Source organism: Archangium gephyra, from assembly GCF_042230915.1.
GTDB classification, from domain to species: domain Bacteria; phylum Myxococcota; class Myxococcia; order Myxococcales; family Myxococcaceae; genus Archangium; species Archangium gephyra_B.
This window is the reverse complement of record NZ_CP102578.1, coordinates 4,638,178-4,652,762: the sequence shown is the minus strand read 5'-3', so window position 1 is coordinate 4,652,762 and position 14,585 is coordinate 4,638,178. Positions and strand designations below refer to the sequence as shown.

At 68.1% G+C, this 14,585-nt stretch carries 10 protein-coding genes; 3 read left to right on the top strand and 7 right to left on the bottom strand.

Annotated elements, in window-relative coordinates:
* Nucleotides 1-46 precede the first annotated feature (46 nt).
* Entirely contained in the window at nt 47-421 is a 375-nt protein-coding gene (locus NR798_RS18670; protein ID WP_375772834.1) for a hypothetical protein, read from the top strand.
* A 39-nt stretch (nt 422-460) separates the two neighbouring features.
* Here NR798_RS18670 and NR798_RS18665 read toward each other — a convergent pair whose 3' ends face one another.
* On the bottom strand, nt 461-676 hold the full coding sequence (locus NR798_RS18665; RefSeq protein WP_375772833.1) for a hypothetical protein: 216 nt from the start codon (nt 674-676) through the stop codon (nt 461-463).
* Between the two features lie 224 nt (nt 677-900).
* Here NR798_RS18665 and NR798_RS18660 point away from each other — a divergent pair, with 224 nt between their 5' ends.
* Nucleotides 901-1,530 (top strand): TIGR02265 family protein, encoded by a 630-nt coding sequence (locus NR798_RS18660; protein ID WP_375772832.1) that lies wholly within the window; start codon nt 901-903, stop codon nt 1,528-1,530.
* A 54-nt stretch (nt 1,531-1,584) separates the two neighbouring features.
* On the opposite strand, the gene NR798_RS18655 is transcribed toward NR798_RS18660, so the two are convergent.
* The 6 genes from NR798_RS18655 to NR798_RS18630 all read right to left on the bottom strand — a co-directional run bounded on the left by NR798_RS18655 (nt 1,585) and on the right by NR798_RS18630 (nt 9,042).
* Complete coding sequence (locus NR798_RS18655) at nt 1,585-2,433, bottom strand: tRNA (5-methylaminomethyl-2-thiouridine)(34)-methyltransferase MnmD (protein ID WP_375772831.1); 849 nt, start codon at nt 2,431-2,433, stop codon at nt 1,585-1,587.
* Nucleotides 2,434-2,437: 4 nt separating this feature from the next.
* Nucleotides 2,438-3,616, bottom strand: coding sequence for a tRNA guanosine(34) transglycosylase Tgt (gene tgt, locus NR798_RS18650; RefSeq protein ID WP_375772830.1), 1,179 nt, complete (start codon nt 3,614-3,616; stop codon nt 2,438-2,440).
* A gap of 126 nt (nt 3,617-3,742) precedes the next feature.
* Nucleotides 3,743-4,936: an LLM class flavin-dependent oxidoreductase gene (locus tag NR798_RS18645; protein WP_375772829.1), complete on the bottom strand. Its 1,194-nt coding sequence runs from the start codon at nt 4,934-4,936 to the stop codon at nt 3,743-3,745.
* Between the two features lie 81 nt (nt 4,937-5,017).
* Nucleotides 5,018-6,472: a vanadium-dependent haloperoxidase gene (locus NR798_RS18640; RefSeq protein WP_375772828.1), complete on the bottom strand. Its 1,455-nt coding sequence runs from the start codon at nt 6,470-6,472 to the stop codon at nt 5,018-5,020.
* 182 nt (nt 6,473-6,654) lie between these two features.
* Entirely contained in the window at nt 6,655-7,482 is an 828-nt protein-coding gene (locus NR798_RS18635; protein WP_375772827.1) for an ion transporter, read from the bottom strand.
* Nucleotides 7,483-7,527: 45 nt separating this feature from the next.
* Nucleotides 7,528-9,042 (bottom strand): alkaline phosphatase D family protein, encoded by a 1,515-nt coding sequence (locus NR798_RS18630; RefSeq protein ID WP_375772826.1) that lies wholly within the window; start codon nt 9,040-9,042, stop codon nt 7,528-7,530.
* Nucleotides 9,043-9,790: 748 nt separating this feature from the next.
* Between NR798_RS18630 and NR798_RS18625 the strand changes: the two genes are divergently transcribed.
* Complete coding sequence (locus NR798_RS18625) at nt 9,791-14,359, top strand: PA14 domain-containing protein (RefSeq protein ID WP_375772825.1); 4,569 nt, start codon at nt 9,791-9,793, stop codon at nt 14,357-14,359.
* Nucleotides 14,360-14,585 lie beyond the last annotated feature (226 nt).

The following is a 14,585-nucleotide window of genomic DNA, read 5'->3' as shown; positions in this document are numbered from 1 at the left end:
AAAGGAGCCCGTCCCCCATTCCGGGGGGCAGTCCGGAATCCTCACCATGAACTACTTCGTCATCACCGAATCCGAGGGAGTTGTCTCGCCTCCTGCATTCACCCGGCGGCTGAAGTCTCGCTGGCCCGGAGCCACGGTCGAGGAGGTGCCCAACCCGGCGAGCAGCCACGCACTGGAGTTCAGCGTCCCCATGGAGCACTCACGCGTGGACGGCTCCCTCAACCGGGAGGGCTGTTCCATCGTCTTCATCGGCGACCTCCGGGACTGTGCGGATTTCGCCCTCTGGTGCCGCACTCTGCTTCCGCCGGGCGAGCCCGCCACCTTCTGCGACGAGGGCATGAGCGGCAGCCTCCAGCTCGATAGCACCACGACCCTCGCCGACATCTTCTGCGCCTTCGACTACCAACCGCTCCCCCCGTAGACCTCAACCCAGGCCGCTGCCCGGACTCACCGGAGCGAGTCAGCGCGACTCTCCGGTTCCGGATGACCCGCGCCGATGTTCCGGGGCGTGCTTCCCGAAGCGATTCTTCATCTCGGCGATGACGGCCTCGTGGGAATGCACCCGCCCGGACCCGGCATCCGCGAGCCCCTCCTCAATGGCGGAGACAAAGCGGGTTTTCTCCATGAGGCCCTCAACCACCTCGGCCTGGGGGCCCACTGACTTGCCGTTCCGCATTCCGTCCTCCATGACCAGAGCACCTCACTCTGGGTCCGGGTCCACTGAGCATCAACCCATCCGCCTACATGGGCGCACCTGCTCCCCCCGTCAACCGGCAGTACACGGGGTGTTCCAGCCTCCCGCCAAACCCCCGGTTTTTGTTCACTGGACGTGGATAAGTGCACGCATCCTGAACAGGCATGTAGCGTGGACGGCCGCCGACCGGATATACCGGTAGGCCTATGACCGGCGACAAGCTCGTCTATGCAGGGACCGTCGAGGCGCTTTTCCTCAAGGCACTCGAGAACCGTCTTACGCCCGCGTGCCGTCTGCGCCTGCGTGAGGCGGGGCTCGACCTGGAGCAGAAGCTAACTCCCACCTACACACTTGAGCAGTGGAAGCTGTTCCTCCGCATCGCGGCGGACCACATCTACGCGGGCATGCCCGTCGAGGCGGCGTACTACTCCCTCGGTGAGCGCTTCATCGATGGCTACTTCTCCACCCTCTTCGGGAAGGCGCTGCTGGGCATGGCCCGGCTGCTCGGTCCCCGGAGGGCGCTGACGCAGGCCAAGCTCTGCTTCCGGACCAGCACCAATTGCAGTGAGGTGCGAATCGTGGAGCGGGGCCAGACCGAGGTGGAGTTCTGGCTGACGGACATCGGCGCGGATCAGCCGACCTTCGTGGCCGGAGCCCTGGCCCGGGCGGCCGAGCTGTCCGGTGGCCAGCGCGTCGTCGTCGTCCCCGAGGGCTTCGACGGCCAGTCCGCCACCTACCACGTGCGTTGGTCCGAGCAGGCCGACGCCGCTGTCTCGCCCGAGCTCGCCGCGCGCGGCACCGCGGCGGGTCAGGCCTCTACCCGGCCTCCGGCGTAGAGCGCAGGGTCCTCCAGGGGCGCGTCACCTTCCGGTGGCTCGCCCCGAGGACGCTCAGCCCCCGCGCCACTGCGGATGGGCGAGCACCCGCGCCTCGAGCTCCGGCGTGAGGGGCTCGCCATGGGGCGCGCGGGACGAGGAGCGGCGCCACCGCTCCAGCCAGCGCTCTCCGAGCGGTAGAGCCAGGGACTCGCGGCGCGTGGCGCCCACCGTCGTCTCCCCCTTGGTTCCCGTGGACACACCGGCTCCCACGTAGAAGCCCGCCAGCAGCAGCGTGACGCGCGTGGGGGTGGCCGCGCTGTACGTCAGCAGCAGCGCCCCCTCCCCGTCCTCCCGGCAGCACGCCCTCACCTGGGACAGCACCCGGGCCGTCCACATCTCCGGGTTGGACGCCGGGGAGAACGGATCGAAGAACACCAGGTCCGCCTTTGGCAGCCCCGAGTCGATCAGCCCCTGCGCGTCCCCCAGGTGCAGCCGCCAGCGCATGCCCTCGGACTCCCAGACGCCGTCGCGCATGAGCGCCTCGGCCGCCTCGTGGAAGGGCTGCAGGAAGGGGAAGCCCGCCGCGTCCGCCAGCGCCAGCCGCAGCGGTGCCAGGTCCACCTCGAAGCTCACCAGCTCCAGGGCCCGCCGACGCTCGGCGCCCAGCTCGCGCGCGCAGGTGAGCGCCGCCACCGCGTTGGTGGCCGCCCCCAGGCCCACGTCGTGGATGACGAGCGGCTCGCCCGGGGTGCGCAGACGCTCGGCCAGCCGGGGCTGCTCCACGTAGAGACGCAGGGCCTCCTGCCACGGGCCCACCGAGGGGTGCATCACCTCTCCGTGCCCGAGGTGCCGCACCGCCCGCGAGCCGTTGCGCAGCGTCACCAGCTCGAAGTCACCATCGCGAGGGTTCTCGGAGTCCACGCGCTCAGCCCACTTCCTTCAGGGTGACGGCGCCAGGGCCCACCTCGAGCTTCGCTTCCTTGAGATCCTTGGGCGTGGCCACGGCCTGCTTCAGCTCGCGGTAGGCCTGCGCGTAGGAGCCCCGGAGGATGGCATCGCGCATCTTCCAGGTGAGCTGCTGGTAGTGGTGCACGTTGTGCACGGACAGCATGCGCGAGCCGATGTGGTGCTTGCCGCTCATGAGGTGCTGCAGGTAGCCGCGGCTGAAGCGCTTGCACACGTAGCAGTCGCACGTCGGGTCCAATGGCTCGTCCGACAGCCGGAACACCTGGCGCGTAATCCGCACGAGGCCCTGGAAGGTATAGGCGTAGCCCTGCTGCGCCATCTTCGTGGGGATGATGCAGTCGAACATGTCCACGCCGCGCAGCACGGCCTCGAGCAGGTCCGTGGGGGTTCCCACGCCCATGAGATAGCGGGGCTTGTCCTGGGGCAGCGACGCGGCGGCGCGGGCCGTCATGGTCTTGCGCTCCTCGTTCGTCTCGCCCACCGCGAGGCCGCCGATGGCGAAGCCGTCGAAGGGGTGCTGGGTGAGAAAGGCGGCGCTCTCGTCGCGCAGGTTCGGGTAGACGCCGCCCTGGACGATGGCGAAGAGGGCCTGGCCGGTGTCCACCTGGTTCTTGGCCGCGAGGCTGCGCACGGCCCAGCGGTGGGTGCGCTCCATGGCCTCGCGCGTGCCGGGCTCGTCCGTGCGCGAGTCGATGCACACGTCCAGCACCATCATGATCTCCGAGTTGATCGCCTGCTGCATGGCGATGCTGGACTCGGGGCTGAGGAGCTGGCGGCTGTTGTCGTGGAAGCTGCGGAAGTGCGCGCCCTTCTCGGTGATGAGCCGGTCCTCGGGCAGCGAGAAGATCTGGAACCCGCCCGAGTCGGTGAGCACCGCCCCATCCCACTGCATGAAGGGGTGGATGCCGCCGAAGCGCTTGAACACGTCGATGCCCGGCTTGAGCATCAGGTGGTACGTGTTGGACAGGATGATCCTCGCGCCGGTGGCCTTCACCTCTTCCATGCCGAGGTGGCGGAAGGAGGCGTGGGTGCCCACCGGCATGAAGACGGGCGTGGGGATGGAGCCCCGGCGGGTGTGCAGCACCCCGGCACGGGCCCCCGTGGGGTCAGTGGTGACGAGCTCGAAGCGGACGGCCATTGGCGCCGCCTTATACCCGTGACGGGCGCGGGACATGCCCGCTATCTGCTCGGCAGCCCTCCAGCCCGGCCTCACACCGTGTGGCCCCCCGCCTCCTGGGCTCGGAGGCGGGTGCCGGACACGCGCCTAGGGCGCCTTCGGGGAGGTGAACTCCGGAATCAGCTCGCCCGTGAGGCGGAGGCTCTTCATGACCTTCTCGTGCGGCAGGGGCGCCACCTGGTGGAAGGACATGAGGGCGTCGATGCCCAGCGCCTCGTAACGCTTGAGCCTCTTACGCACCTGGTCCTTCGTGCCGACGATCAGGGACTCCTGCTCGCCCAGCACCTCCCAGAGCTCCTGGTCCGAGACGACCTCCCCCTGCATGATCCGGCCGATGACGCGTTGCGCCCGGGAGTGCGGTGCGTTCGGATCCTTCTTCCGCAGGTACTGGCCGGTCAGCCCACCGCCGGCCGGGTCCTTCGCCATGGCCTCCAGCTCGGCGGCCGTCTTGATGAACGCATCCTTCGCCTCGAAGAACGTGAAGGAGCCGTTGGTGTACCGGGCCGCCGCCTTCGCCGCGCCGTTCTCCATCGCCTCCTGCTCGCTGTCCGCGCAGTGCACGAAGGTGAAGAAGGCGACCTGGTCGTTCACGTACTCGCCGACCGGCTTGCAGTGCTTGCGGATGGCCTCGCGGTAGATGTGGATCATCTCCGCCACCTCCTCCAGGGAGGCCCACAGCGTCACGCCGAGCGCCCCCACGCCATTGCGCCCCGCCTGCTCGAACGAGGCCGGACTGGAGCACGCCTGCCAGAGCGGCGGGTGCGGCTTGCGGTAGGGCTTCGGGACGATGTTGATGTTCTTGATCTGGAAGTCGCGGCTCTCCCAGGAGAACGACTGCTGGGTCCACATCTTCGGGATCATCTCGAAGGCCTCCTGCATCTGCCCCCGGGTGGAGTCGGGGTCGATGTTGAAGGTCCGCCACTCGGGCAGGGTGCTCCGGGCGAGGCCGAGCTGGAAGCGGCCCCCACTCAGGTGGTCGATGAAGGCGGCGCGCTCGGCGACGCGGATGGGGTGGTTGAAGCGCGAGGGCGCCAGCACGGACGAGTGACCGACGTGCAGGTTCTTCGTGCTCATGGCGATCGCCGTCAGCATGCACTCGGGCGCCGAGCTGTAGCTGAACTCCCCCGCCCCGTGGTGCTCGACCTGCCACCACACGCCGTACCCCAGCGCGTCGGCCAGCTTCGCCTGCTCCAGGGTCTCCTGGAACAGGCGGTGCTCATGGCCCGCCTCGCCCCAGAGTTCCTTCGGATGCTGCATCTCCGAGAAGACATCGAGTCTCATGTTCGCTCCTCGCTCCTGAATTCCACACGGGCCCACCGCCCGGTACACCGGACGATGGGCCCGCGTACTCCCCTCGAGACGCTACGGCGCCTCGCGCACTTGCGCCGTCCCGTCGAAGTAGGCCCGGGTCCGGAGCCAGACGAAGTCCGCCACCCGGCGCCCCAGCTCCAGCCCCATCACGTTGTCGGCCTGGATGTGGTAGCCGCCCAGCACGCGGGAGATGCCAGCCAGCTCCGCCGTCGCGCTGAAGGTGGGCAGGTGCAGCGCCACCTGGCAGTCCTCGGCGGTGTCCTTGGAGGGCTTGCCCTTGCGCTGCTGGATGACGTTGCACGGGAAGCCGGGCTCGGTGAGGGCGCCCGCCGTGAGGTACTCCGTCTTGCCGAAGGTGTCGCTGCCGGTGAACAGCTCCAGCATCCGGCCGCTCGCGGCGCTCACCGCGCTGTGCCCCGAGACATAACCGGGGAACGGCGGGGTGATGAACGTGGACGGCGAGTACGGATGCCACTGCTCGGCCGGGATGCGATCGACGCCCTGCCCCGGACCGACCCAGCCCCACAGCTCCTTGCCGGCCTCGTAGTAGCGCACCAGCGTCCACGGGCGCGAGGTGTCATAGAAGCGCTTCGCCTCCCAGGCGGCGATGAAGGCGTCCATGGCCACGTTGGCCACGGCGAAGAAGAGCTTCACGTCCTGGTCCAGCCCGTAGCCGTCCCGCCGCGACACGTCCTGGGCGAAGCGCAGCCAGTGGCCCGACTGACCCGTGGAGCGCGGGCCGTCGCGCATGAACTCGACGAGGGCCTTCTCCGCGGGAGTCAGGGAGGCGTTCATGTCGATGTTCTCGTCCGCCTCCCGGCGCAGTTGCTGGGAGCCCACCCGGGGCGGAGGCGGCGGGCGGAACTGGCTGCTGGACTCGAGCGCGAAGGGCGTCACCCGGTACCAGTGCGGCGTGAGGAAGCCGGGCGTCACCTTGCCGCCCTTCCCGTCGTCGAACGAGATGGGCTGCCAGCGGTTGGGATCGACGATGCGGTCCGGCGGGTTGACGGGCGTGTAGCCGGTGTAGTCGGAGTAGGGAGCGCCGCTGGAGCCCGGCTCGTCGCCGAACTGATTGGCCCCGTCATGGTGCCGGTACGCGAGGACCGCGGCGGCGGCGAGGTTGCCCACCCCCTGCGGCGTGGACGGATCCGTGGACGTGTCGTCCGGGTCATAGCCCCGCTGGCGCATCTGCTCCGCGCACCAGGCCCGCTCGTCCGGGTAGACGTCCGCCAGGGCGCGGAAGGTGGCGTAGGCGATGGCCTTCTCCTTGTTGGCCAGGGTCCGCTCGGCCAGCGGACGGCGCAACGAGCCGCCCAGGCGCGTGCCCACGGCCCGATCGTCATAAGCGGCCCAGGCGTCGTACATGGCCGTCAGCGCGACGGCCAGCGTGCGTGACAGCAGCGTGGGGCGGGCACCGCGGCGATCCACCTCGCGGGCCGTCGCCTCCAGGGAGATGTCCAGCCACTGGTAGGCGGCGGACGGGGTGGACGCGGGTGCGGCGGTCACTTCGGCGCTCGCGGGTCTTCCCACGAGCAAGAGAAGGAGGACGCCTGTGAACAGGACGCGGAGTGTATGCATGGCAGCCTTCCAGATGAGCCCTCGCGAGCGGTGTGCCCTGGGGGTCCCCGACGCTCGCAGAGACAGCCTGCACAGGGCAATCCACCTTGTCGCGAAAGAGGCTCCCTGGATCAGAGGCGGGCGCCGCAGAACTTGCAATGCACCGCGTCCACGTCATGGCCCTCGGCACCACAGCCCGGACAGGCCTCGGGATTGAGGCCGGGCCGGGAGGCCGCCGCGAGCTCCACCGACACGATGCCCGTGGGCACCGCGAGGACGCCGTAACCCATGATCATCAGCATCGACGCGATGAACTGCCCGGGCACCGTCTTGGGGGTGATGTCACCGAAGCCCACCGTCGTCATGGTGACGATGGCCCAGTACATCCCGCGCGGGATGCTGTCGAAGCCATTCGCCTCGCCCTCCACCATGTACATCACCGAGCCCATGACGACGACCGTGCTCAGCACCGCCAGGAGGAAGACGGTGATCTTCGGCCGGCTCGCGCGCAGGGCGGTGAGCAGCACCTCGGCCTCCCCGAGGAAGTTCACCAGCTTGAGCACACGGAAGACGCGCAACAGGCGCAGCACGCGGACCACCAACAACGACTGCGCCCCCGGTATCATCAGGCTCACGTAGCTGGGCAGGATGGCCAGGAGATCCACCAAGCCGTAGAAGCTCGCCGCGTAGAGTACGGGGCGGCTCACGGCGAAGAGCCGCAGCACGTACTCCACGGTGAAGAGGACGGTGAAGACCCATTCCGCGATGCGGATGGCCGGCCCATACCGCGCGCGGATGGGGCCCACGCTCTCCAGCATCACCGCGAGCACGCTGAGGAGGATGGCCCAGAGCAGCGCCACGTCGAACGCCTTCCCCGCCGGGGTGTTCGACTCGAAGATGATCTCGTGGAGCCTGGCGCGGACTCCCGGGGGAGGACTCTGCTCGGAGGGGCGCGTCACGTGCTCAGTGTAGACGAGGCAGCACCCCTGGAGGGGCGCTTCGTGTCAGAGCGCCAGCAGCGTCTGTTCGATGGGGCGCTCCAGGCCCTCGGCGTAGTAGCGCACGCGCAGGTTCCGGTCGGGGTCCCAGCCCGCCTTCCCGCTCGAGCCCAGGTCCAGCACGGCGAAGTTCCTGCGGAAGAGCAGGCGCCCGTCCGGGTTGCCCGGCAGCTCCAGCAGCCTCCCGCAGAAGAGGTCCTGGTACATGTCCACCGAATCCGAGCCGATGCCGAACTCCACCACCTTGCGGATGAGGCCGCTGGGAGGCTCGGAGCCGATGCCGCTGGAGACCACCTGGGTGATCTCCGGCTGATCCGAGTCGTTGCGTTTGTGGGAGGGCATCCGTGAGCGCAGCCGGGCCGTCGTCCCCACGTGCACGTCCCCGCCCACCAACGTCACCTCGGTCCCCGGCGAGCGCTTGCGGAAATCGAAGAGCCGGTTGAGCAGCTTGCGTAGCTCCTCGGCGTTGTTGGGCTCCATCCACGAGTCCCTCACGTCCCCCAGGAACGAGGTGAGCCCGAGCCTCTCGAGAATCTTGCTGGCCGCCGCCACCTTCGCGTGCAGCGGGGGCACCCCCGTGACGACGAAGAGCCGCTCGAGCCCCGCGCCCAGCTGCGCCTCCAGCCACGCATCCGTCTCGGCCCACTGCTTGCGGCCGATGATCGTCTGATCCTTCCAGTTGCGGTGCGAGCGCCCGTCGAGCACCAGCAGTCCGATGCCATTGCCCGCCCACCCGAAGCCGAACGAGTCGCTGAAGCCCGGAGGGTTCAGGCGCGCCTGGAACTCCGAGAAGGCCGTCCGCGCGGCCTCGAAGAAGGCGCGGTCCGCCGGGCTCACCTCGTCATGGGAGCCCCACCCGTCGAAGATGTCGTGGTCGTCCCACATCATCATCGAGGGCACCGAGCCGAGCACCGCGGCGAGCTCCGGACGCTGCCAGGTCTCGCAATACAGGGCGCGGAAGGACTCGCGCAGCCGGTGCATCAGCTCTTCGTTCCCCGGCGTCAGGTAGTCATCCAGGTCACCGCGCTGCCACGCCTCGCGGATGTGGTCCGCGTAGATCTGATCTCCCAGGTGGATCAGCAGGTCCACCTCCCCCGCCGCGACCACCTCCCCCAAGCGCTTCCACATGGCATGGCGCCGGAAGGGCTCGCTTACCGTGTGACTGCCATTGCAGCTCACCAAGCCGATACGCAGGGGCTGGCCGGGCGGAGGCAGCAGCCGGAAGCGGGAGAGCCCGCCAGCGCACGCGAGCTCCTGGAGCGAGGGCAGCCCCTCCTCGGAGCCCGAGACGGCCACCGCGTACTCGACCGTGGAGGACGCGGTGAGCCCCTCGAGCTCGAACGAGCCGTGGAGGAAGGAGGAGCCCTCGGGGCGGCAGAGACGCAGGGTGCGCTCCTGGAAGGAGCCCTCCCCCGAGCGGAACGCGAGCCGGGCGTGGGACTGGCCATTCTTCGCGGTGATGGCGATGCGGGCCGTGGTGCTGGTGCAGCAGCCCACGGTGGTGATCAGCGGCCTCGACATGCCCCCCATCATTCCACGAACCCGGGCCCTCGCGCGCGGGGAGGCCACCAGGCGGCCGGACAGGCGCCACGCGCCGACACGTCGATGCGGCGTCGACACGTCGAAACCCGGCCAACGGCTCCGGCCAACCCTGGCCTCCCCCCCTCATGGGAGCTGGCACTGACGGCTGGTGCACGCGCCCTGAGCTTCCACGGGAGCCGGAATGAGGCACACCTCTTGCTCACGAGGCGGATGACTCGGTTGCGGGAAGCAACCAGTTTAATAAACCCATCAAAAGACAGCAGGGACCATGAACACTTCCTGGTGGAAGAGTTGTCTTGTTTTGTGTCTCACCCTGGTGGTTGCTTGCGGCGACACGGATTTGTCCGACCCGCCACCATCACCGGAGCTGGCCCAATCCGAGGAGCCACTCACGGGCACAGCCAGCACCTGCGGCCCCAGCCAGATCAGCTGGGACGCGAACCCCGCGGGCACGCCTTCCTGGGAGGACGGCCGGTGCGCCGGTCCCTGGCAGTACAGCGAGTACGCGCTTCCCTGCTACAAAGAGGCCGCGTCGAGTGCCTGCGGCATCACCAGCACAGCCAGCACCTGCACAAGAAACAAGTTCTGCCAGCATCCCGACTTCGGCCTGGATTACCGCACGAACCAACCATTCTCCACGCAGGTAAGCCCGGTGAAAACGAGGGCACGAATATGTGACCCCGACCCGGATATCGGATGCTATTACGGTTATGTCGATGACTACAACATGCCCTGCAGGGATCAGGCGGTCCGCCACATCAACCTCATCGACTACCGATACAGGAGCGGCGTGACCCAATCGTACTCCGTCTCCAATATCAACACCTCCACACGCACCGCCACCTGCAACTACACGCTCTACAACTACCCCATCTACAAATACGCCCAGGACCCCCTGTGTGGCACCGAGGAATACTCGTGCACCATCGAGAGCTACAAGGTCTGCCGGCACGCCAGCCACGGTGACGACACACCGGGCGCGTGCGGCTATGTCCCGGGCCGGAAGTACTCGCCTCCCGGCATGACGCTCAACGAGATCAAGCAGCAGGTGTCCGCCGCGGTGGTCACCCAGCGGACCTCGGCGTTCGACTACTGGGGTCACTACAAGGCCTTCTGCACCACCGGTGACGATCTGCCATTGAAGAGCGCCACCGATTCGCAGAACAAGTACACGCAACTCATGTGGCAGCTCACCTCCCTCGACTCCTCGGTGCCTCCGGGAGTGGACGGCAATCAACTGCGTCGCGAGCTGGTCACCCACCTCAAGCTGCTCTTCGAGACCCGTGGAACGGACCTCACCCAGACGCAGCGGGACGAAATCATCAAGCTCTACACCCAGTACCCCGAGTTCAACGGGGTCACCCGCCTGGACCCGCAGGTGAACTTCGACTGGGCCGGGGGCGCTCCCCTGCCCTCCATGGGCGCCGACTTCTTCTCCGTGCGGTGGGAGGGCACGGTGACGCCCCGCTTCAGCGAGCTCTACACCTTCCACACCATCACCGATGACGGCGTCCGGCTCTGGGTCAACGGCCAGCTGCTCATCGACAAGTGGGTGGACCAGGGCCCCACGGAGCACACCGGCACCATCACCCTGGTGGCAGGCACGCCCTACAGCCTGAAGCTCGAGTACTACGAGCGCGGCGGCGGTGCGGCGGCGCTGCTGCTGTGGTCCAGCTCCAGCCAGTGGCGGGAGATCATCCCCTCCTCGCAACTGCGCGCCAGGGAAACGGGCCAGCCGGGCCTGCTGGCGCAGTACTTCGACAACATGGACTTCACGTCCGTGGCGGACTGCAACAACAGCTGGACGCCGCCAGTGGCGGACGGCGCCTGCGCTGGCTCCCGCGAGCTCAACGCCACGCTCGCCATGTGCCACCGCATGTCGCTCGACCACGTGCCTCTCGCGGTCGCCGAGCTGATGCTCGACAAGTGCCTCAACGCCGCCTCCAGCATCTCCGCGGTCTCCTGTCACCAGGACCTCTACCGGAAGAGTTGGTCCGCGCTGATGGTGCCACTGCTGGGCAAGCAGCTCTCCACCGTCCATGCCCAGAGCGGCAGTGCGCGCACCACCGCCCTCCAGAAGAAGCTCGCCCTCATCGACCGCTGGTACCGGGCCGCTCGGAACCATGCCTACCTGAATGACAGCATGGCCCCGCAGCTCGGCCGTGACCTCAGCGGATTGCTCGGTGAGCTCTGGCGTGGGGCCTACAACAGCAGCCCGGCCATCATCGGTATCAAGCCCGGCGGAACCAACGAGCCGGCGGCGAACACCCCGGTGAGCGCGAGCAACCTGTCTTTCATCTCCGACACCTACCTGGAAGTGGACCGCGCCATGGTGGAGGCCGCCTTCACGGCCATGAGCAAGACCACCCCCACGGGCACTGTCACCGCCTTTCCGGTGGACTCCGCACCGCTGCTCCTGGTGCTCGAGGACGCCTTCCGCGGCCTGACCCATCGGCTCGACTCGGTGAGTTCCTCCCATGATCTTGGCTGCCGCTTCCGGGGCTGCCGGGCCAACAACATCTCCACGGAGGTCAGCCTGACGTGGCGGCTCCTGGGTTCCCTCCATGACCTCTCCGAGCTGAATGCCGCCAACCTGGCCTCGGCCAAGGTCCGGGATGAGTACGAGACTCTGTTCAAGCGGATCGCCAGCGGCCATCCCGCCCTCAGCAACGCGGTGGTGGACGCGGTGGGTGGACCCTACACGCCGGACACCCTTGCCTCCACGCCCCTGGACAAGTTGCCTCCGGCGGCCACCGGTCTGGCGAAGCTTCTGCGTCATGCCCAGCTGCGTACGGACACCTACCACCGCACCGGCTTCTTCGATGCGGATGCCCGTAACATCCTGCACACCGGGATGAACACCGAGAAGGAGGCGGAGATCGACGCCGTGCTGGACGCGCGGCTGTCCGCGCTGCAGAACGCCATCAATACCTACCAGGCCAACAGGGACGCACTCATCCAGAACACGGTGGCGGAGATGCGGGACGAGCGCACCCAGGAGAGCATCAACAGCCAGCTGCTATTGAAGCTGGAGCAGTTCCGCCAGCTCGGCCAGGACCTGGCCGGCCTGCGCCACAACGCGGCGGTGGACAGGGTGCGCCACGCGGACCTGGTGCGCTCCTTCAACGTGGCCGCCAGCTCTCCGCAGCTCCAGGACTTCCAGGTGTCGGTGCGCTCGCCGCAGACGCTCTCCGTCTCGGCCGCCAACGCCCGGTACACGGGGAGCACGCCGTCCTCCGCTGACGCGCTGGCCACCCTGACGACGGAGTGGAGCCGCAGCGCGAAGCAAGGAGACATCCTCCACATCGAGGTGGCGGGGAACTGGGCCCCCACCTGCGCCATGCGCTCACCCGTCCTGGGCGGGCCCTGGGGACAGGGTGGGAGCATGCTGCCCGTGGATGCCACCGGTGTGACCACCGGCCCCGAGGGCTTCCTCCTGCAGATCTCCAATGGCGCCTACAAGGCACGCTCGAACACCTCGGTGAGTGAGCAGGGATTCTACGAGTCCAAGGACACGACCGACTCGGCCTGCATCGGAGCCCGTGTCGAGGCGGGCACGCCGATACTCGGGGAGGCCACCTCCGGCGTCAGCGTGAAGATCTACGCCGAGGCGAGCCGGTGCTTGAGGGCGGATATGGGTTCCCGGAGCTCCACGACCACGAGCAACAGCACCAACGAGGGCAATGAGCAGCGCAGCACCGCCGCGTTCTCCTCCGGCCTGCGCCTGCCCAACACCCCGTTCCCGCTCCTTCCCGCTGGCAGCCTGCTGCTGCTGGAGGTGGAGCCGGGCGGCACCCAGCGGGGCCACATCCAGGAGATCCACGTCCTCCAGCGGCCCTACAACACCGTGCAGCTCAAAGCCAACCGGCTCCTCTACCTGGTGGTCAATGACCGGGCGGGCTGCGCCTCGCTCAACACCAGCCCGCTCACCCTCACGGTGCGCCACACCGAGCCGCTGCTCGGCACCGACGGCAACCTCAACAAGGCCGGCTCGCTGCTCACGGCCATGACCAACGCCCGGGCCCTCATCGAGACCGAGGGTGCACAGTACCTCCAGGCCGGCCGCGTCACCGCTCAGGACCTGGCCGCGCTGCGTAGCAAGGCCTTCCTGAGGCTCCAGGAACTGGTCTCCTTCAACGTGGATGAGCTGCCCTCACACCTGAGCGGCCTCTTCTCCAACTGGGTAGACCAAGACCTGGCCGCCCTGGCTCGCAAGGCGGAGATCCTCGCCGTGGAGCGGCAGATGATCCTGATGGAGATGGAGCTCAAGGCCATGCAGGACGACCTGAACAGGCAGTCCGGAGAGTCCCGCCTGCTGCGGCTGCTGCCGCTGTGGTCGCTGCGCAACCTGGAGGGCGCCCATCTGGAGGTGAAGACGGCCGACCTCACCCAGGCGGTGGTCGGCTACCTCTACCCCACCCTCCACTTGCGCTACCCCCAGGTCTTCATCTCCCTGCGGAACGACGCCATGGCCCAGAACGCGCTGCTGGCGCTCACGGATGGCAATGCCGGCACCACCACCTGGGACGACTCGCACCTGGCCGTCGCCGAGCACATGAAGGTGCTGGTGGAGCGCCTCAAGGTCCACCTCTCCAACGCGCGGCTTGCCTCCGCCAGCGTGCCCCCGGGCACCTCCTACCCCATCGTGGCCATCAGCTTCCCCCGGCCCGGCTTCCCCCATGTGGAGGGCTTCCCGGAGTGGCGCGTGGCCGACGAGACGCGCTCGCGCCTGGTCTGGGAGGGCCTGCTCGACCCCAGCCGCAACACCTTCTCCACCACCGTCACCCCCGAGGACCTCTACGACGCCCTCGGCGGTCTGGCGATGACGTGCAACGAAAGCGCGATGGTCATCCGCTCCATGGCCGTGTTCTTCTCGCGGCCCGGCGAGTCCGCGTCCAACGACACCCTGAACTCGCAGCTCTTCCGGCTGCCCGTCACGGTGGACCCGATGCTCTCCTTCGCCACCCACGAAGGCCTGGAGACGTACGAGCAGCTCAACCAGGCGTGGCTCGGCTCCTACGTGTACCCGGTGTTCGGCACCCCCACGGAGGCCATCGACAAGTTCAAGCAGTACGCGCAGCCGTACCGCAAGGGCAATGGACTGTCTCCCTTCGCCCGGTTCGACTTCAGCGCCACCGCGCTGCGCAACTGGTCGGCCAACCCGCTGGCCCTGGCGGACCAGCTCATCCTCGTCTTCGAGGTGCAGACCGAGCCGCTCTCCACGCACATGACGTGGATCAACACCTGCAACCCGGCCACGGCGCTCTCGCCCTCCAGCGAGTACGCCCCTCAATAGCCAGCAGTGTCTGAAAAGGCGCGGCGGTGGGAGGAAACTCCGCCCCCGCCGCGCCTCCAGGGTTCCCCGCTGAATTCTTCCCTGGACGCTCATGTACCGGGTCGGCGGATGACCGGCGTCCTTCGACGCGTCGACGACACGCCGAGGGGCCATCGACAACTCCAGCCTCTCGGGAAGCCGTCACGAGCCGCCTCGTGACGATTGCGGCCAGGCACCGCCGCAATGA